This is a genomic window from Brevundimonas alba (assembly GCF_011927945.1).
Lineage (GTDB): Bacteria > Pseudomonadota > Alphaproteobacteria > Caulobacterales > Caulobacteraceae > Brevundimonas > Brevundimonas alba.
In genome coordinates this window covers 821839-838812 of sequence record NZ_JAATJM010000001.1, presented here as the reverse complement: position 1 = coordinate 838812, position 16974 = coordinate 821839, and the positions used below count along the sequence as shown (strand labels likewise).

General features: G+C 69.4%; 15 protein-coding genes. 8 read left to right on the top strand and 7 right to left on the bottom strand.

Going from position 1 to position 16974, the window contains the following annotated elements:
- The first annotated feature begins 76 nt into the window (after nt 1-76).
- Genes GGQ87_RS04130 through ku form a run of 4 tightly spaced genes read left to right on the top strand, consistent with a single transcriptional unit; the run spans nt 77 to nt 5239 of the window.
- Entirely contained in the window at nt 77-2011 is a 1935-nt protein-coding gene (locus GGQ87_RS04130; RefSeq protein WP_168045427.1) for a TOL_0244 family TonB-dependent receptor, read from the top strand.
- 1 nt (nt 2012) lies between these two features.
- Entirely contained in the window at nt 2013-2552 is a 540-nt protein-coding gene (locus GGQ87_RS04125; RefSeq protein ID WP_168045426.1) for a TOL_0243 family YfiR-like periplasmic protein, read from the top strand.
- Between the two features lie 4 nt (nt 2553-2556).
- Entirely contained in the window at nt 2557-4320 is a 1764-nt protein-coding gene (locus tag GGQ87_RS04120) for an ATP-binding protein (RefSeq protein WP_168045425.1), read from the top strand.
- A gap of 55 nt (nt 4321-4375) precedes the next feature.
- Nucleotides 4376-5239 (top strand): non-homologous end joining protein Ku, encoded by an 864-nt coding sequence (gene ku / locus GGQ87_RS04115; protein ID WP_168045424.1) that lies wholly within the window; start codon nt 4376-4378, stop codon nt 5237-5239.
- Between the two features lie 61 nt (nt 5240-5300).
- Here ku and ligD read toward each other — a convergent pair whose 3' ends face one another.
- From ligD to greA, 3 genes are all read right to left on the bottom strand, one after another.
- A complete protein-coding gene (ligD, locus tag GGQ87_RS04110; RefSeq protein ID WP_168047303.1) occupies nt 5301-7925 on the bottom strand; it encodes a DNA ligase D in 2625 nt (874 codons plus the stop codon).
- Between the two features lie 66 nt (nt 7926-7991).
- On the bottom strand, nt 7992-8135 hold the full coding sequence (locus GGQ87_RS04105; RefSeq protein WP_168045423.1) for a hypothetical protein: 144 nt from the start codon (nt 8133-8135) through the stop codon (nt 7992-7994).
- A 94-nt stretch (nt 8136-8229) separates the two neighbouring features.
- Nucleotides 8230-8706 carry a transcription elongation factor GreA gene (gene greA / locus GGQ87_RS04100; protein ID WP_168045422.1) on the bottom strand — a complete coding sequence of 159 codons (477 nt, stop codon included), beginning with the start codon at nt 8704-8706 and terminating at the stop codon, nt 8230-8232.
- Between the two features lie 193 nt (nt 8707-8899).
- Between greA and GGQ87_RS04095 the strand changes: the two genes are divergently transcribed.
- Nucleotides 8900-10129, top strand: coding sequence for a BaiN/RdsA family NAD(P)/FAD-dependent oxidoreductase (locus GGQ87_RS04095; protein WP_168045421.1), 1230 nt, complete (start codon nt 8900-8902; stop codon nt 10127-10129).
- Nucleotides 10126-11259: a serine hydrolase domain-containing protein gene (locus GGQ87_RS04090; RefSeq protein WP_168045420.1), complete on the top strand. Its 1134-nt coding sequence runs from the start codon at nt 10126-10128 to the stop codon at nt 11257-11259. The genes GGQ87_RS04095 and GGQ87_RS04090 overlap by 4 nt, the downstream gene beginning before the upstream one ends.
- Here the strand turns inward: GGQ87_RS04090 and GGQ87_RS04085 are convergent.
- The 3 genes from GGQ87_RS04085 to GGQ87_RS04075 are packed head-to-tail and all read right to left on the bottom strand — an operon-like array spanning nt 11256 to nt 14746.
- Nucleotides 11256-12707, bottom strand: a complete 1452-nt coding sequence (locus GGQ87_RS04085) for an MFS transporter (protein WP_168045419.1) — start codon at nt 12705-12707, stop codon at nt 11256-11258. The genes GGQ87_RS04090 and GGQ87_RS04085 overlap by 4 nt on opposite strands.
- Nucleotides 12708-12732: 25 nt before the next feature.
- Nucleotides 12733-13662: an EamA family transporter RarD gene (gene rarD, locus GGQ87_RS04080; protein ID WP_168045418.1), complete on the bottom strand. Its 930-nt coding sequence runs from the start codon at nt 13660-13662 to the stop codon at nt 12733-12735.
- 37 nt (nt 13663-13699) lie between these two features.
- A complete protein-coding gene (locus GGQ87_RS04075) occupies nt 13700-14746 on the bottom strand; it encodes an aspartate-semialdehyde dehydrogenase (RefSeq protein ID WP_168045417.1) in 1047 nt (348 codons plus the stop codon).
- Nucleotides 14747-14900: 154 nt separating this feature from the next.
- Here GGQ87_RS04075 and zapE point away from each other — a divergent pair, with 154 nt between their 5' ends.
- Nucleotides 14901-16025, top strand: a complete 1125-nt coding sequence (zapE, locus tag GGQ87_RS04070) for a cell division protein ZapE (protein ID WP_168045416.1) — start codon at nt 14901-14903, stop codon at nt 16023-16025.
- A gap of 56 nt (nt 16026-16081) precedes the next feature.
- Nucleotides 16082-16594, top strand: coding sequence for a YbjN domain-containing protein (locus GGQ87_RS04065; protein ID WP_168045415.1), 513 nt, complete (start codon nt 16082-16084; stop codon nt 16592-16594).
- 4 nt (nt 16595-16598) lie between these two features.
- On the opposite strand, the gene GGQ87_RS04060 is transcribed toward GGQ87_RS04065, so the two are convergent.
- The gene (locus GGQ87_RS04060) at nt 16599-16970 is read right to left on the bottom strand and encodes a Rieske (2Fe-2S) protein (protein ID WP_168045414.1); all 372 of its coding nucleotides are present in this window, start codon (nt 16968-16970) and stop codon (nt 16599-16601) included.
- Nucleotides 16971-16974 lie beyond the last annotated feature (4 nt).

Here is a 16974-nt window from a genome sequence, read left to right as displayed (position 1 = left end):
CTCGTTTGCGGTTCAGCAACCGGTTGCAGGTCACAGCGTTTTATCCGATCGCACGATCGCGAGGGGGTAGGTGAAGATGCGTCATCTCGGGCAGGGGGCCGTCGCGGCCCTTGTTCTCGTCATGCCGGCGGCGGCTCACGCCGGGGAGGCGGCGCGCGCGTCCGACGCGCCGCCGTCTCCGCAACTGATCAAGGTCAGCATGGGCGAGGACCAGGACCTCGCGCGCCTTTCGCTGGAAGAACTGGCGATGGTCGAGGTGACCTCGGTGTCCCGCCGCCCGGAGGCGCTGGCCAACGCGGCTGCCGCGATCTACGTCATCAGCGCCGACGATATCCGCCGGTCGGGCGTAACCAGCCTGCCCGAGGCGCTGCGGCTGGCTCCGAACCTGAACGTCCAGCGGGTCAACGCCGTCGACTATGCGATCACGGCGCGCGGCTTCAACGGCTACGAGACATCGAACAAGCTGCTGGTGCTGGTCGACGGGCGGAGCATCTATTCGACCCTGAGCTCGGGCGTGTTCTGGGACGCCCGCGACCTGATGCTGGAAGACGTCGAGCGGATCGAGGTGATCAGCGGGCCGGGCGGCGCCCTGTACGGCTCCAACGCGATGAACGGCGTGATCAACATCATCACTCGCCCGGCCGCTGATACGCAGGGCACGCTGATCAGCGCCGGCGCCGGCAACGAGGATGCGCGCCTGTCGATCCGCCACGGCGGCACGCTGGGCGACACGGCCGCGTGGCGGGCATATCTGACGGCCTTTGCGCGGGACGAGAGTTTCGACGCGCTCGGTAATGGATCGAACGACGATGGGGACGGGCTGCGGGGCGGCGCGAGGATCGACTGGAGCGCCGGCGCGAACCATCTGACGCTGCAGGGTGATGCGTTCGAACACGAGGTCGCCGTCAACGAGGACATGCTGGGCGTCCAGACCTATGTGCGGGGCGCCAATGTGCTGGGCCGCTGGGTTCGGCCGCTGGCCGGAGGCGAGCTGCAGGTCCAGGCCTATTACGACCGGTTCGAGCGGGAGGAGCCGGGGTCGCTGGAGGAATCCGACACCTTTGATCTGGCGGTGCAGCAGGCGTTCGACATGGGCCGCCACCAGCTGGTGCTCGGCGCGGGACACCGGGTCGTGGACTCGGCCTTCGCGGCGGCGCCGGGCGGGGCCTTCCTCGATCCGCCCGAGCGGACCATGACCCTGACCAATGTGTTCGTGCAGGACCAGATCGCCCTGACGGACGCCCTGACCCTGACGCTGGGGGCCAAGTTCGAGGACAACAGTTTCTCGGGGCAGGAATTCCTGCCGAACGTGCGGCTGGGCTGGCAGAGGCCGGGCGGCGACCTGCTGTGGGCCTCGGTCGGCCGGGCCAGCCGGACCCCGAACCGCATCGAGCGGGACCTGACCCTGCCGGGCTTCCTGATCGGGGCGGATTTCCGCTCGGAGACGGTGACAGCCTACGAGCTGGGTTACAGGGCCACGCCCACGCCGCAGATATCGTTCTCGATCAACGCCTTCTACAACGTCTACGACGACCTGCGGACCGTCTCGATCACGCCGGCGACCTTCCTGCCGCTGCGCCTGACGAACAATGGCGAGGCGGAAACCTGGGGGGTAGAGGCCTGGGGCAGCTACGATGTCTCGGACGGCTGGCGGCTGAGTGCGGGGCTCAGCACCCTGAACAAGGAATATGACGCGAAGATCACCCCGGACGACATCAGCGGGCTGGTCTCGATCGGCGACGATCCGGAGTATCAGCTGCTGCTGCGCTCGCAGAGCGATCTGACGGATTCGCTGGAGCTGGACGTGCGGCTGCGCGCGGTCGACGACCTGGCTTCGACGGAGGGGTATGTCGAGGCGGACGCGCGGCTGGGCTGGCGGATGACGGACCGGCTCGAACTGTCGCTAACCGGGCAGAACCTGATCGAGGAAAGGCGCTACGAGACGGGCGACCCGCTGCGGCGGCGGGCGTTCGGCCGAACCGTCTTCGCCGCCTTGCGGGTGAATTTCTGAGATGATCCTCGGGCGGGGCGCATTGCGGATGCTGGTCGCCCTGATCTGGCTGGCGCCGGTTCAGGCCGCGAGCGCGCAGGCGCCCCAGCAGGCGAGCCTCGAATATTCGGTCAAGGCCAACTACCTGGTGCGGTTCGCCGCCTTCGTGGAGTGGCCGCCGCGGGCGTTCGCCGCGCCCCAGTCGCCCGTCGTAATCTGCGTCGCCGGCCGCGATCCGTTCCGGGGCGCGCTGGAGCGGGCGGCGCAGAACCAGACGGCCTATGGGCGGCCGCTGACGGTCCGGCGGCCCGGGGACCGGGAGGCCGCCGCCGGGTGCCACATTCTCTATGTCGGCCAAGGGGGCGGCGGGATGATTCCGGAGGGGCCGCGCTCGATCCTGCTGGTCACGGACGGGGCGGTGCAGGCGGAGCGGGGCATGGTGCATTTCGTGCTGAGCGACGACCGGGTGCGGTTCCACATCGACCTGCAGGCGGCGTCGCGCGGCGGGCTGTCGATCAGTTCGCGCCTGCTGAACCTCGCGCTCAGCGTGCGGGGAGGTTGAGCGCATGGCCTTGCTCGCGCGTCTGAGATCCAGCCGTTTCCCGGTGGTGGCGCTGGCCTCGCTGCTGGTGCTGCTGATCGCCGGCATCGCCATCGCGGTGGTCAACGAGCAGGCGTTGCGGGTGCAGACGGCGCGGGCGGCGGGGGCGCAGGCCGACCTGCTGGCCTCGGCGGTTAGCGGGGCGCTGGCCTTCGACGACCGCGCGGCGGCGCAGGACTATGTCGACGCGGTGCAGGTCAATCCCAGCGTGCTGGCGGCGGCGGTCTATGACGAGCGGGGCCGGATGGTGGCCAGCTTCGTCCGCGACGGAGAGACGATCTTCCACTCGGCTGCCTCGATCGAGCGGGAGACCCTGTTCGACGACGGCAACCTGCTGGTCGCCCGGCCGGTCGAGGAGGCGGGGCAGAAGCTGGGGGTGGTGCATCTGAAGCTGCTGGAGACCCCGCCGGCGCAGCGGTTCAGCCGCTATGCGGGCCTGCTGCTGGTGCTGGGGCTGGCGGGGCTGGTGGTGATCGTGCTGGCGGTGGCGCAAGGGGCGCTGCGGCGGGCCAACCGGCAGCTGGCCGACCGCGCGGCGGAACTGGTGCAGGCCAACAGCCTGCTGCAGCAGCAGATGATCGAGCGCGAGAAGGCCGAGGAGGCGCTGCGCCAGAGCCAGAAGATGGAAGCCATCGGCCGACTGACCGGCGGCATCGCCCACGACTTCAACAACCTGCTGATGGTCGCCTCGAGCGGCATCGAACTGCTGGACCGGACCGAGGATGCGAAACGGCGGGCGAGCCTGAGCGCGGGCGTCAAACAGGCGGTGGAGCGGGGCGCGGCCCTGACCCGGCAGTTGCTGGCCTTCTCGCGGCGCTCGCCGCTGAAGGCCGAGGTGCTGGACGTGCGGGCGCATATCGAGAGCCTGCGCTTCCTGCTGGAGCGGTCGCTGCGCGAGGACATCGAGGTGGTGCTGGACCTGCCGGAGGGGCTCTGGCCTGTCGAGGCGGACCGGGGCGAGCTGGAGCTGGCGCTGCTGAACCTGGCGGTGAATGCGCGGGACGCCATGCCCCAGGGCGGGCGGCTGATCATCTCGGCCAGCAATGCGGAGGCGGCGGGCGAGGCGGTGGACATGGTCTGCCTGCGGGTCGCCGACACCGGCGCCGGCATGCCTGAGGCGGTGGCGCTGCGGGTGTTCGAACCCTTCTTCACCACCAAGGAGGTCGGGCGCGGGACGGGACTGGGGCTGTCGCAGGTCTACGGCTTCGTGAAGTCGTCGGGCGGCGAGATCAGCGTCGAGTCGCGCGAGGGTCAGGGCACGACCTTCACCCTGTGCCTGCCGCGCACCGACAAGACGCCGCCGGCCCCGGCCGAGGCGGTCAAGGCGCCGGCGCGGGACGGTGCGGCGGGAGCCCGAAACGCCAATCTGCGGCTGCTGCTGGTCGAGGACGACGACGCGGTGGCGGCGGGGGTCGGCCATATGCTGGACGACCTCGGCTACACACATGTGCGGGTGGCCAGCGCGGCGGAGGCGCTGGAGGTGCTGGAGCAGGACCCCGGCTTCGACCTGATCTTCTCGGACATGGTGATGCCGGGCGAGATGGACGGACTGGGACTGGCGCAGGAGGTGCGACGGCGGCTGCCGGCCACCCCGGTGCTGCTGACGACAGGCTTCAGCGAGGCGGCGTCGGCCGCGACGGGCGAGGCCTTCCGCCTGCTGCCCAAGCCCTATGGCATCGACAGCCTGTCCGAGGCGCTGGAAGACACGCTGGCGGAACGGGACGCCTGAACGAATCCCCGGCCGCCCGCGTTCGAGTCGCGAACAGAGCGACGAGGAGGCGATCATGGCCGCGAGACCAACCTGGCAGGGGCATCTGAAGCTCAGTCTGGTGACGTGCCCGGTGGCGCTCTACACGGCGACGTCGTCGTCGAGCCACGTCAGCTTTCACCTCATCAATCCCGAGACCAACAACCGCATCCGCATGGTCCCGACAGACCCCGACGCGGGGCCGGTCGAACGGTCCGATCTGGTCAAGGGATACGAGGTGTCGAAGGACGAATACGTCCTGTTCGACGACGCCGACTTCGACAAGGTCAAGCTGGAGTCGACGCGCACGATCGACATCGGCCAGTTCGTCGACGAGGACGACATCGATCGTCTGTACTGGGACGATCCCTTCTATGTGGTGCCCGAGAAGGGCGTGGGAGCCGAGGCCTTCGCGGTCATCCGCGACGCCATGAAGGCGGCGGGCAAGATCGCCATCGGCTGTCTGGTGCTGCGCGGCCGCGAACGGCAGATCGCGCTGGAGGTGCGGGGCAAGGGGCTGGTCGCCTACTCCCTGCGACCGCACGACGAGGTGCGCGAGGCGAACGACTATTTCGACGACATCCCGACGGTTAAGGCTGACAAGGACATGGTCGACATCGCCACCCGGATCATCGGCCAGAAGGAGGCGGACTTCGATCCGTCCCAGTTCAAGGACCGCTACGACGAGGCCCTGAAGGAGATGATCAAGGCCAAGCAGAAGGGCGGCAAGGGACTGGTCGAGGCCCCGGAGCCGGACGACACCAATGTGGTGGACCTGATGGCGGCGCTGCGGGCGAGTCTGAAGGGGTCGGCAGGGTCGGAGAAGAAGGCGCCGGCGAAGAAGGCCCCCGCGAAGAAGCCCGCGGCGAAGAAGGCTCCGGCGAAGAAGAAGGCGGCTTAACTTTCGTCATCCCCCGGTCTCGCTACGCTCGCCGGAGGATGACGACTACCGAGCTGGAAGCTCACAGCACCTTCTTCAGCACCGGTCTCAAGTTCAACGCGCCCTCGCGGAAATCCTTCCACGGGTCGGGCTTCTTCAGCAGGGCGGCGGCGGTGTGGAGGGTGTAGGCCCTGGGGTCGAGGCCGGTCTTCACCTGGCTCCAGGACAGGGGGAAGGCGATGCCGGCGCCGGGGCGGGCGCGGGCGGACCAAGGGGCGACGGCGGTGGCCATGCGGCCGTTGCGCAGATAGTCGAGGAAAATCTTCCCGCCGCGAGCCTTCTTGGCGATGGTGGTGGTGAAATGATCGGGGTCACGGCGGCGGACGATCTCTGAAATCTCCTTGGCGAAGGCCTTGCACTGATCCCATTCGATCCGGCTATTAGCATCGGTGGCGATGGGCACGACGACGTGCAGGCCCTTGCCCCCGGTGGTCTTGACGAAGGGATTGAGGCCAAGGCCCTCCAGCTCGCGCTTCAGGACCTTGGCCGCCGAGATGACGTCGTTGAAGTCGAGGCCCTCGTCGGGATCGAGGTCGAAGGTGATCTGATCGGGGGTCTCCGGATCGCCTGGCTTGCAGCCCCAAGGGTGGAGCTCGACACCGCCGGACTGGCCGATGGCGACGAGCCCGCCCACGTCGACGACGCCGATATAGGGTTTGCGCTCCTTCACATCGATCAGCTTGAGACGCGGGTTGGAGCCCGGCATGGCGTGGCGCTGGAAGAATTTCTCGCCGGTGATGCCTTCCGGCGTGCGGATGATGGAGACGGGCCGGTCGGCGACGTGGGGCAGGATGCGCTCGGCGGCCATTTCATAATAGCGGACCAGTTCCGCCTTGGTGATCGCCCGCTGGCCGTCGACCGCCGGCCACAGAACCTTGTCCGGATTGGAGATGGTGACGCCGGCGACAACCAGCTTGCCCTTGCCGGCGGGACGCGCCGGGGCGGCCGGGGTCTCGCCGGGGATCGCGAGGGCGGCGGGGCGGGAGACGCGGCCCTTCTCCTTCGACAGGTCGGCGGGGGGCTGGGGATCCTGTGTGACCTCGGCTGCGGGCTTGTCCTCGCGCAGTCCCTTGAAGGCGGCTTGGCGCAGGGAGCCGGTGTCGGTGTAGCCGCCGTGTTCGACCTCGGCGACCAGCACCGGCTTGGTCCAGTGGACGGTCATGCCGCCAGCGCGGGACTTCTTCGGCGCGGCCTTGCCGACGAAGGGGCTATGGTCCGTCTCGGCCTTCTTGAGCGCAGGGAGCAGGGTCTTGAGCAGGGTCTGGTTGTAGCCGGTGCCGACGCGGCCGAGATGGCGCAGTCCCTTGCCCTGTTTGGCGTCTTCGTCGGCGACCCCGACGATCAGCGAACGGAAGCGGTCGCCCTCGGAGGTCCAGCCACCGATGACCACCTCATCGCGCCCCCGGCATTTGGATTTCAGCCAGGTTGTCGAACGGCCCTCCGTATACGGAGCATCGAGCTTCTTGGAGATGACGCCTTCCAGGTCCATGCGGCAGGCGCTCTCGAGGATGGCCTGACCCGTGGTGGCGAAATGGTCGACGTAGCGGATGCGGCCGCAGGCGGATTTCGGGATGCGGTCGATATAGGCCTGCAGCCGCGCCTTGCGGTGAGACAGGGGCAACTGGCGCAGGTCCTCCGGTCCCTCGAACAGCAGGTCGAAGGCGAAATAGACCAGGTCGCCGGTCTTCTGGTCCGAGATGGCGGCCTGCAGCGCCGAGAAGTCGGGCATGTGGTTTTCGGCCAGGGCGCAGAGCTCGCCATCGACCACGGCGTCCGGCCAATGGGCGGCGTCGGCCGCGAGTTCGCGGAATTTGTCGGACCAGTCGAGGCCCTTGCGGGTGCGGATGGTCGACCGGCCGCCGCCGGCGGAGACCTGAAGCCGGTAGCCGTCGAACTTGATCTCGTGCGCCCAGCCCTGCCCCTGCGGCGGGTAGTCGGCGATCTTGCACAGCTGGATCGGCACGAAGGGGTGCGGCTTCGAGGCGTGGCTTTTCACGGCGGCGCGGGCCTCCGGCTTCGCGGGCGCCGCGCGGGTGGTCTTCTTCGAGGAGCCCCACTGTTTCTTGCCTTCGGCGATCTCGGCGAGGCTGCGGCCGGTCACGACGGAGGCGTCGATCTCCATATTGGCGTCGCCCTCGCCCGGCACGGCGAACTCGTCCTTCTCCTTGATCAGCAGCCAGTTGTTGCGCTTCGAGGGTTTGCCGCGATCGCCCTTGAGCCGAATCAGGGCCCATTTGCCCTGCAGGCGCTCGCCGTGGACGATCATCTTGACGTTGCCCCGGGCGAAGGCGGCGTCGAGGTCGTCCTCCTGCGGCTCCCAAGTGCCGCGGTCCCACATCTGCACCGTGCCGGCGCCGTAGTTGCCGGCGGGGATGGTCCCCTCGAAGGTCCCGTAATCGAGCGGGTGGTCCTCGACCTCGACGGCCAGCCGCTTGACCGAGGGGTCGCGCGAGGGCGCCTTGGTGACGGCCCAGGACTTGAGCACGCCGTCCAGCTCGATGCGGAAGTCGTAGTGCAGCCGGGTGGCGGCGTGGCGCTGGATGAGGAAGGTCAGCCCGGCCTTGCGGGCCTTGCCCTTCCTGCCCTTCGGCTCCGGCGTCTCACCGAAGCGACGTTTGGCCTGATAGGTCTCCAGTTCGCCGCGCACCCGCGTCTCCCGTCCCTGACCGATGGTCACGGACGATCAACGCGCCTCGGCGAATTTGGCTCAGCTTCAGTCCTGCGGCTCTTCCGAAGGCGTCTCGCCGCGGGCTGCGGCGCGCTTTTCAGCCTTGGCGGCGGCTTTTTCGGCGGCTTTCTTGGCGTCCGCGCGCTCGCGTTCCTGACGTTCGAAGCTGTAGTTGGGTTTGCGAGCCATGGCGGCGGCTTCCTTTCCGGCGCTTGGCGCCTGCGCCGGGGAGCGGCGCGCTGTGTGATCCCAAGGTGGGGCGCCTTGAGCGTTGCAACAACCGTCAATCGACGGCGACGATCTCGACGGTCTGGCCGGCGACCACGGCCTCGTCCCCGACGCCCTTGCCGATCAGGGCGACGGCGAGCGGCGAGACGTGGCTGACGGAGCCGGCGGCGGGGTCGGCCTCGTCCTCGCCCGTGATGCGCCAGGTCTGGGTGCGGCCGTCCTCGCGTTCGATGGTCACGGAGCCGCCGAAGCGGACGCGGCCGTCGGGCTCGGTCTCGACCAGCTGGGCCGAGGCGCGGCGGGCGGACCAGTAGCGCAGGTCGCGGGTGGCGCGGGCCATGGCGGTGCGGTCGGCCTCGATGTCGCCCTTCGACTGGGCGGCGCTGTAGGCGGCGCGGGCCGCGGCGAGGGCGGCCTCCATCCGCGCCAGCCCGTCGCGGGTGACGAGGTTGGGGTGGGGCGAGATCGGGCGGTCGGGCAGATCGGCGGCGGTAGCCTCCAGATCCTCCTCGCGGGTAAATGCAACGCTCATGGTGTGGAAGCGTATGCGCGATACGGCCGTTCCCGGACAGAGTTTCGTGTGCGCTCCCTACCTTTCGTCATCCTCCGGCGAGCCCCCGCTCTGCGCCGCTTCGTGGCTGGCCGGAGGATGGCAGAAAGGAGGGATGCGTTGCGCCAACCTGATCCATTCGCCCAGAGGTGTGGAAAAGCGTAGTGGGTCCGCCATGAGTAACTTACCCAAGACCGTGCACGTCATCGGCGCCGGGCCGGCCGGGCTGATGGCGGCCGAGCGGCTGGCTCAGGCTGGCGCGAGCGTGGTGGTGCATGAGGCCATGCCGTCCGTGGCGCGCAAATTCCTGATGGCGGGGCGGGGCGGGCTGAACCTGACGCATTCGGAGACGCTGGAGGCGTTCACCGGGCGGTATGGCGGGGCGAGCGGCGCGGTCGCTGGATGGCTGGAGCGGTTTTCGCCGACGCATCTGATGGGCTGGGCCGAGGGGCTGGGACAGCCGGTGTTCACGGGTTCGTCCGGGCGGGTGTTTCCGCGGACGATGAAGGCGTCGCCACTGCTGCGAGCGTGGCTGGGGCGGCTGGCGGAACTGGGCGTGGAGGTGCGGACGCGGTCGCGCTGGGTCGGGCGGCGGGACGGCGGATGGGTGTTTTCGTCGCCTGAGGGCGAGCGGATCGAGCGGCCCGATGCGGTGGTGATGGCGCTGGGCGGGGCGAGCTGGCCGCGGCTGGGGTCGGACGGAGCGTGGCGCGAGGGGCTGGAGGCGGAGGGCGTGGACGTGGCGCCGTTCCGGCCGTCGAATGTCGGCTTCGACGTGGCCTGGTCGGAGGTGTTCGCAGAGCGGTTCGCCGGGCAGCCGCTCAAGCCGGTGGCGCTGACGATCGGCGAGGCGACCGTGCGCGGCGAGGCGATGGTGACGCGGTATGGAATCGAAGGCGGGGCGGTTTATGCGCTGTCGGCGACGCTGCGGGACGCGGTCGAGCGGGACGGATCGGCGACGTTGGTCGTGGACCTGCGGCCGGATCTGACGGTCGAGCAGCTGGCGGGGCGGCTGACGAAATCGCGGGGCAAGGACAGCGTGTCGAACTGGCTGCGCAAGGCGGCGGGGCTGTCGCCGGTCGGGGTCGGGCTGCTGCGCGAGATACCGGGCGCCCTGCCGGAGGGGGCGGACAAGCTGGCGCGGCGGATCAAGGCGGTGCGGCTGACCCTGACCGGGGTGCAGGGGCTGGAGCGGGCCATCTCCTCGGCGGGCGGGGTGCGGTTCGAGGCGGTGGACGGGCGGTTGATGTTGAAGGCCCTGCCGGGCGTGTTCGTCGCCGGCGAGATGCTGGACTGGGAGGCGCCGACGGGCGGCTATCTGCTGCAGGCTTCGATGGCTTCGGGCGTGGTCGCAGCGGAGGGGGTGCTGGACTGGCTGGCGCAGGACGGTAGGAGGAGCGGATGAGCGACCTCCCCGACATCCACGGCGTCTGTCCGCCCCGTTTCGCGGCGGTGAAGGACGCCTTCGCCGCCAACTTCACCGATGCGCCGGAAGGGCTGAACGAACGGGCGGCGCGGTTCAGCGTCTGCCTCGGCGGTGAGCCGGTGATCGACCTGTGGGCCGGCTGGGCGGATACGGCGCAGACGGCGCCCTATGCGGCCGACACGCTGACGCCCGTGTTTTCGGCGGGCAAGGCGGTGATGGCGCTGCTGATCGCCACCTGCGTCGAGCGGGGGCTGCTGGATTACGACAAGCCGGTGGCGCGCTACTGGCCCGACTTCGGACAGGCCGGCAAGGAGGCGATCACCGTCGGCGAGTTGATGAGCCATCAGGCGGGGCTGCCGGGATTTGCGGAGGCGATCGAGCCGGGGGACTGGTTCGATCGTCAGAAGGTGCTGGCGCGGCTGTGCGCCCAGGCGCCGATGTGGGAGTCGGGAACGGCGTCCGGCTATCACCCGATCACCATCGGCTATCTGGCGGGCGAACTGTTCCGGATCGTCGACGGGCGGAGCATGGGGACGGCGCTGCGGGCGGACTTCACCGGGCTGGATCTGTGGATCGGCCTGCCGGCGGCCGAGCACGGGCGGGTGGCGCAGATGCGCAAGCCGTCGGCGGCGCCGAGCCTCGGGACGGTGGACGCGATCAAGCGCTCGGCCTTCTTCGACCGGGGCTCGTCGCCGGGGCCGCGCGAGGCGACCGAGTGGCGGACGGCGGAGATTCCCTCGGCAAACATGCATGCGACGGCGCGCGATCTGGCGCGGATCATGGCGGTGGTGGCGACGGGGTCGTTCGAGGGGCGCGAGGTGCTGTCGGCGGGGACGCTGGAGGCGGCGCGGCGGGAGCGGGTGCATGGGCAGGACAAGGTGCTGCCGTTCGTGATGGGCTGGGCCGCGGGCTGGACCTCGAACCGGGGCCTGGAGATCTTCGGGCCGAACCCGGAGGCGCGCGGGCACTACGGCTGGGGCGGCAGTTGCGTCTGGGCCGATCCGGAGCCGGGGCTGTCGGCGGCCTATGTCATGACCAGGCAGTCGCCGCATCTGATCGGCGACCCGCGGGCGGTGCGGCTGCAGGAGGCGCTCTACTCGGTCTTCTAACGGCGTGGGGCGGTCAGGCCGCCGATGACGCCCGACAGGACGGCGAGGCCGGCGCAGGTGAGGATCACAGCGCGGAAGGCGGCGTGGAAGGCGTCGCGGGCGGCGGGCTCGAGGTCGGCGCCGGCCATGACCTGACCCAGCAGGGCGCGGGCGTCGGGGCTGTCGACGCCGGAGACGAAGACGCTCGACAGGATCACGCCCAGCAAGGCGATGGCGAGCAGGCCGGCGACGCGGGCGACGGCGTTGTTGATGCCGGAGGCGACGCCGGTATGGCCCTCGGGCACGGCGCCCATGACCGAGGCGGTCAGCGGGCCGACGGCGAGGGTCATGCCGATGGCCATGACGGTCATGCCGGCGAGCGGTCCATCGACGTAGCCGGCGCCGGGCGCGGGCAGGGCGAGGAGCGCGAGGCCGACGCCGGCGAGGATCGGACCGAGGCTCAACGACAGTCTGGCGCCGAAACGGTCAGCCAGCCTGCCGGCGTAACCCGAGAACAGGCTCATGATGACGGCGAAGGGCAGCATGGCCGCGCCGGCCTTGGTGGCGCTCCAGCCGTGCACACGGATCAGGTCGAAGGGCAGGAAGAACATGGCTCCGCCGAGCGCGAAGTAGAGCAGCAGCGTCAGCAGATTGATCCCGCTGAACACCGGCGACCGGAACAGGCCCAGCGGCATCATCGGGTGGCGCTCGCGGGCCTCGGCGAACAGGAAGGCGGCGAGGAGGAGCACGCCGCCGATCAGGCCGGACAGGATCATCGCGTTGGACCAGCCGAGGTCCGGCGCGGCGGTCAGGGCCCATGTCAGGGCGGCGAGGCCGCTCATGGCGAGCAGGGCGCCCCGCCAGTCGAGGCCTTTGGCGCTGTCGTCGCGGCTTTCGGGGACGGCCTTGAGAGTGAGGGCGGCGGTCAGGGCGGCCAGCGGGACATTGATCCAGAAGATGAAGCGCCAGTCGGCGGCGTCGGCGAGCCAGCCGCCGAGCAGCGGGCCGATCATGCCGAACAGGGCGCCAGCCCCGGCCCAGGTCCCGAAGGCCTTGCCGCGCTCTTCCGGCGGGAAGGCCGAGCCGATCACCGCGAGGGCGCCGGGGGTCAGGAGGGCGGCGCCGACGCCCTGCACCGCGCGGCCTGCGATCAGCAGCTCGACCGTCGGGGCGAGGCCGCAGGCGACGGAGGCGAGGGCGAAGACGGCGACGCCAATGAGGAAGACGAGTCGGCGCCCGAACCGGTCGCCCGCCGCGCCGCCGATCAGGACGAGGGCGCCGAGGGTCAGCAGATAGGCGTTGGTCACCCACTGCACCGCTGCGGTCCCGGCGGCGAGGTCGCGCTGGATCGCCGGAAGGGCCACGCCGAGCGCCGAGCCGTCGATGAAGGTCAGGCTGGAGCCGAGAACCGTGGCGGCGAGAATCCAGCGCTTGCGGGCGGCCGACAGCGGTTGATCGACATCGGCCATGGCGCGCTCCGGTGGGAGGCGGAGGCTAGGCCGGTTCCGCCGTCTCCTTCAAGGCCAGCCGGGCGGCGCGGTGACGGAAGAAGGCGGCGGCGGCGAAGACGGCGGCTCCGCCCCAGATGAAGCCGAAGGAGATGATGCGAAGGGGCGTCAGCGCCTCGCCGGCCCAGACGCCGACGGCGAACTGGAGGGTCGGGGCGAGGAACTGGATGAAGCCGATGGTGGAGAGCGGGAGGCGGCGGGCGGACCAGGCGAACAGGGCCAGCGGCAGGACCGTCGCCGGTCCGTTGGCCAGCGCCCAGAGGGTGTTCGCCGGACTGTCGAAGGCGACGCCGGCGCCGGTGTGCTGGAGCCACAGGACCCAGGCGAGACCGAACGGAACCAGCAGCAGGCATTCGACCAGCAGACCGGCCTGGGCCTCGATCGGCACGCGTTTGCGGATGACGCCATAGCTGGCGAAGCTGATGGCGAGGACGATGGAAATCCACGGCGGGCGGCCCAGCGCCAGCGCCTGGAACAGCACTCCGACGGCGGCGAGGCCGATGGCGATCCAGCCCCAGCGGTCGATCTTCTCGCGGAACAGCCACAGGCCCACGATCATGTTGAGCAGCGGGTTGATGTAGTAGCCGAGGCTCGCTTCCAGCGTGGCGTGGTGGGTGGTGGCCCAGACGTAGATGCCCCAGTTGACCGCGATCAGGACGGTCGAGAGAGCCAGCCATGCGAGGGTCTTGGGCGCCGTGAAGACAGCGAGAACCTGACCGCCCTGTTTCGCCAGGAAGACCAGCAGGCCGGCGACCGCCACGGCCCAGAGAGCGCGGTGGGCGAGGATTTCGAGCGCGTCGAAGCCGGCGGCCGCCTGTCCCATGAACAGCAGCGGCATCACGCCCCAGAGGACGTAGCAGCCGAAGGCGGACAGCAGGGCGGCGCGGCCCTGATCGGAGCCGGTGGCGGTGGTCATGAGGAACTCCTTCGCCGGGGGAGCGGCGATCGGACGGTCAGACGGTGATCGAGCGGTACCCGGACGACGGCTTGATCGTGCCCGTCTCATCGAGGAGCTGGGCGATCTGGACGGCGTTCAGGGCGGCGCCCTTGCGCAGGTTGTCGGAGACCACCCAGAGCGACAGGCCGTTCTCGACCGTATGATCCTTGCGGATGCGAGAGACATAGACGGCGTGCTCGCCGGCCGCGTCGACGGGCGTGATGTAGCCGTCGTGCTCCTGCTTATCGATGACCATGACGCCCGGCGCCTCGCGCAGGATCGAGCGCGCCTCGTCGGGGCTGATCGGACGGTCGAACTCGAGGGTCACCGATTCCGAATGGCCCACGAACACCGGCACCCGGACGCAGGTGACGGTCAGCTTGATCGCCGGGTCGAGGATCTTGTGGGTCTCGTCCCACATCTTGGCTTCCTCGTCGGTGTAGCCGTCATCGCGGAACGAGCCGATGAAGGGGATGACGTTGAAGGCGATCTGCTTGGGGAATTTCTTCGGCGTGGCGTCGCCGAGGCCGTAGATGGCCTTGGTCTGGTTCCACAGCTCGTCCATGCCTTCCTTGCCCGCTCCCGAGACCGACTGGTAGGTCGAGACCACGGCGCGGGTGATCTTCGCGGCGTCGTGCAGGGGCTTGAGCGCCACGACCAGCTGGGCGGTCGAGCAGTTCGGGTTGGCGATGATGTTCTTTTTGCGGGCCAGCTTGATGGCGTCCGGATTCACCTCCGGCACGATCAGCGGCACGTCCGGGTCCTTGCGGAAGGCGGAGGAGTTGTCGATCACGATGGGACCGGCCTTGCCGATCTTCTCGGACCATTCGCGCGAGACGTCGCCGCCGGCGCTCATCAGCACAATGTCCACCTTCGAGAAGTCGAAGCCGTCGATGTCCTGGCATTTGATGGTGCGGTCGCCCCAGGAGACCTCGACGCCCTTGGACCGCCGCGAGGCGACGGCGTGCATTTCGTCGACGGGGAATTCGAGTTCCTCGAGGATGTTCAGCATCTCCCGGCCGACGTTGCCGGTGGCGCCCACGATGGCGACTTTATAGCCCATGCCAGTATGTCCTTCGGACGCGCTAACGCTCGGCTCGCGGAGCCTCGCTGCTTGAGCGCAGGTATCAGTGAATGCGGAGGCTCCGCATGTAGGCCTTCGCAGGCGCGAAGCAATCGCTTTTCAGCGGCGGCGGCCTGTGCGAAGCCCGAGATCGATGGGATCACGCATTCGCGCTGCTTATGAGAAGCGGCTGGCCGACGGCCGGCTGACCCCCGATCCGTCGCAGGTCCCGGTGGTCGAGGCGCTGGCGCGGGTCGAGATCGACCTGACGCGCAAGGGCCCGCTTGGTGGCGTTTTGGGCGGGCTTTTCGGCGGCGCGTCCGAGGTTCGCGGGGTCTATCTGTGGGGCCCGCCGGGACGGGGTAAGTCCATCCTGATGGACCTGTTCTTCGCCTGCGCGCCTGAGCCGCGGAAGACACGGGCGCATTTCCACGCCTTCATGGCCCGGGTGCATGGGCTGATCCGCCAGTGGCGCGAGGGCGACGCGGCGGCGCGCAAGGCTGTTTTCGGACAGTCGAAGGGCGATGACCCGATCCGCCCGGTCGCCGAGCTGATCGCCTCGGAGGCACGGCTGCTGTGCTTCGACGAGCTTCAGGTCACCGATATCGCCGACGCCCTGATCCTGGGCCGGCTGTTCGAGGCCCTGTTCGAGAAGAAGGTGGTGCTGGCGGTGACGTCGAACCGGGCGCCCGACCAGTTGTATCTGAACGGGATCAACCGCGAGCTCTTCCTGCCCTTCATCGATCTGATCGAAGCGCGCTGCGAGGTGGTGTCGGTGGCCGGGGCCCGGGACTGGCGGCTGGACCGGCTGATGGGCGATCGGGTCTGGTTCACCCCGCCGGACGAGACGGCGCGGGCCGGGTTCGAGACCCTGTGGTCCGACTTGAAGGGAGATCAGGCAGAGTGTCCGGCGCACCTGACGGTGCTGGGCCGCGACGTGGTCATCGCGCGCACCGATGGCGGGCTGGCGCGCGCGACCTTCGACGAACTGTGCGGGACGGCTCTGGGACCGCAGGACTATCTGGCTGTGGCGGAGCGGTTCCACACCCTGTTCGTCGAAGACGTGCCGGTGCTAGGTCCGGCCAACCATCACGAGGCGCGCCGTTTCGTCACCCTGATCGACGCCCTGTACGAGGCCGGGACGCGGCTGGTCGCGTTGGCGGAAGCTCCGCCCGAGGCGCTGTATCCGAAGGGGGTCGGGGCGTTCGAGTTCGAACGGACCGTGTCGCGTCTGAACGAGATGGCCAGCGCGGAGTGGCTGGCGCGGGAACGCGACTGACGCCTTGCTTTCGCCCTGCGTCCATCGTCAGGTGACGGTGTTCGCAGGAGAAACCGATGATCCGTCTGGCTACCCTCGCCGCCGCCGCCGTCATGGCCATGGCCGCCCCGGCAACCGCAGCCACGATCCCGACGCCGGTTCAGACCGCGACCGATCCGGGGGTGTCGATCGAGGCGGTCCGCGCCTGGCTGACGAGCAAGGGCGGTACGGTCAGCGAGATCAACCGCCGCGAAGGCGAGACCTGGATCAGCATCGCGGACGGTCCGCTGACGTGGGTGATCTTCTTCTACAGCTGCCAGGCCGACGTGTGCGGCGACGTTCAATACGCGGCCAGCTTCTCCAATGCGACGATCACCCAGACCATGGTCAACGACTGGAACCGCGACCGGCGCTTCCTGAAGGCCTTCTTCGTGCCCGGCGAGAACGGCGAGAACACCGCCGTGGTGCAGTACGACGTGCTGATCCACGAGGGCGATGTCGAACAGCTGACCGACCACACCGCCCTGTGGCTGGACATGGTCGCGGGCTTCGGAACCATGGTCGGCTTCTTCAACCCGGCGGCGCAGTAAGGCTTCAGGCGGTCCGGATCAGGCCGCCGGACACCGCCACGGGCCAGGGCGTCAGCCGCCCGCCGGCGCAGGGGCCGCCGGTGCATTCGCCGGTCAGCGGCTCGAACACCGCCCCGTGCCAGCCGCACAGGATCAGCGAGCCGTCCGGCGTCAGATAGCGGTCCAGCTCCAGCGCCAGCGGAAATCCCTGATGCGGGCAGCGGTCGACATAGCCGGCGACCTGCCCGTCCTTGCGCACCACGAAGCCGTGGAAGAAGGCCTCGCCGATCTGCAGCACGAAACTGCGGGCGCCCGGCTCGGCGATGTCGGTTTCGGCGCACAGGGGCACGTTCGGCGGCGTCTTCCAGACGCGTTTGCGTTCCGTCGCCTCTGTCATCGAA

Excerpts from the sequence above, each read along its gene's own strand:
- GGQ87_RS04120 (WP_168045425.1), top strand. The coding sequence starts at position 2,557 with ATGGCCTTGCTCGCGCGTCTGAGATCCAGCCGTTTCCCGGTGGTGGCG.
- GGQ87_RS04075 (WP_168045417.1), bottom strand. The coding sequence starts at position 14,746 with ATGGGCTATAAAGTCGCCATCGTGGGCGCCACCGGCAACGTCGGCCGG.
- GGQ87_RS04130 (WP_168045427.1), top strand. The coding sequence starts at position 77 with ATGCGTCATCTCGGGCAGGGGGCCGTCGCGGCCCTTGTTCTCGTCATG.
- GGQ87_RS04085 (WP_168045419.1), bottom strand. The coding sequence starts at position 12,707 with ATGGCCGATGTCGATCAACCGCTGTCGGCCGCCCGCAAGCGCTGGATT.
- GGQ87_RS04125 (WP_168045426.1), top strand. The coding sequence starts at position 2,013 with ATGATCCTCGGGCGGGGCGCATTGCGGATGCTGGTCGCCCTGATCTGG.
- GGQ87_RS04090 (WP_168045420.1), top strand. The coding sequence starts at position 10,126 with ATGAGCGACCTCCCCGACATCCACGGCGTCTGTCCGCCCCGTTTCGCG.
- rarD (WP_168045418.1), bottom strand. The coding sequence starts at position 13,662 with ATGACCACCGCCACCGGCTCCGATCAGGGCCGCGCCGCCCTGCTGTCC.
- zapE (WP_168045416.1), top strand. The coding sequence starts at position 14,901 with ATGGGATCACGCATTCGCGCTGCTTATGAGAAGCGGCTGGCCGACGGC.
- ku (WP_168045424.1), top strand. The coding sequence starts at position 4,376 with ATGGCCGCGAGACCAACCTGGCAGGGGCATCTGAAGCTCAGTCTGGTG.
- GGQ87_RS04060 (WP_168045414.1), bottom strand. The coding sequence starts at position 16,970 with ATGACAGAGGCGACGGAACGCAAACGCGTCTGGAAGACGCCGCCGAAC.
- GGQ87_RS04065 (WP_168045415.1), top strand. The coding sequence starts at position 16,082 with ATGATCCGTCTGGCTACCCTCGCCGCCGCCGCCGTCATGGCCATGGCC.
- greA (WP_168045422.1), bottom strand. The coding sequence starts at position 8,706 with ATGAGCGTTGCATTTACCCGCGAGGAGGATCTGGAGGCTACCGCCGCC.
- GGQ87_RS04095 (WP_168045421.1), top strand. The coding sequence starts at position 8,900 with ATGAGTAACTTACCCAAGACCGTGCACGTCATCGGCGCCGGGCCGGCC.
- GGQ87_RS04105 (WP_168045423.1), bottom strand. The coding sequence starts at position 8,135 with ATGGCTCGCAAACCCAACTACAGCTTCGAACGTCAGGAACGCGAGCGC.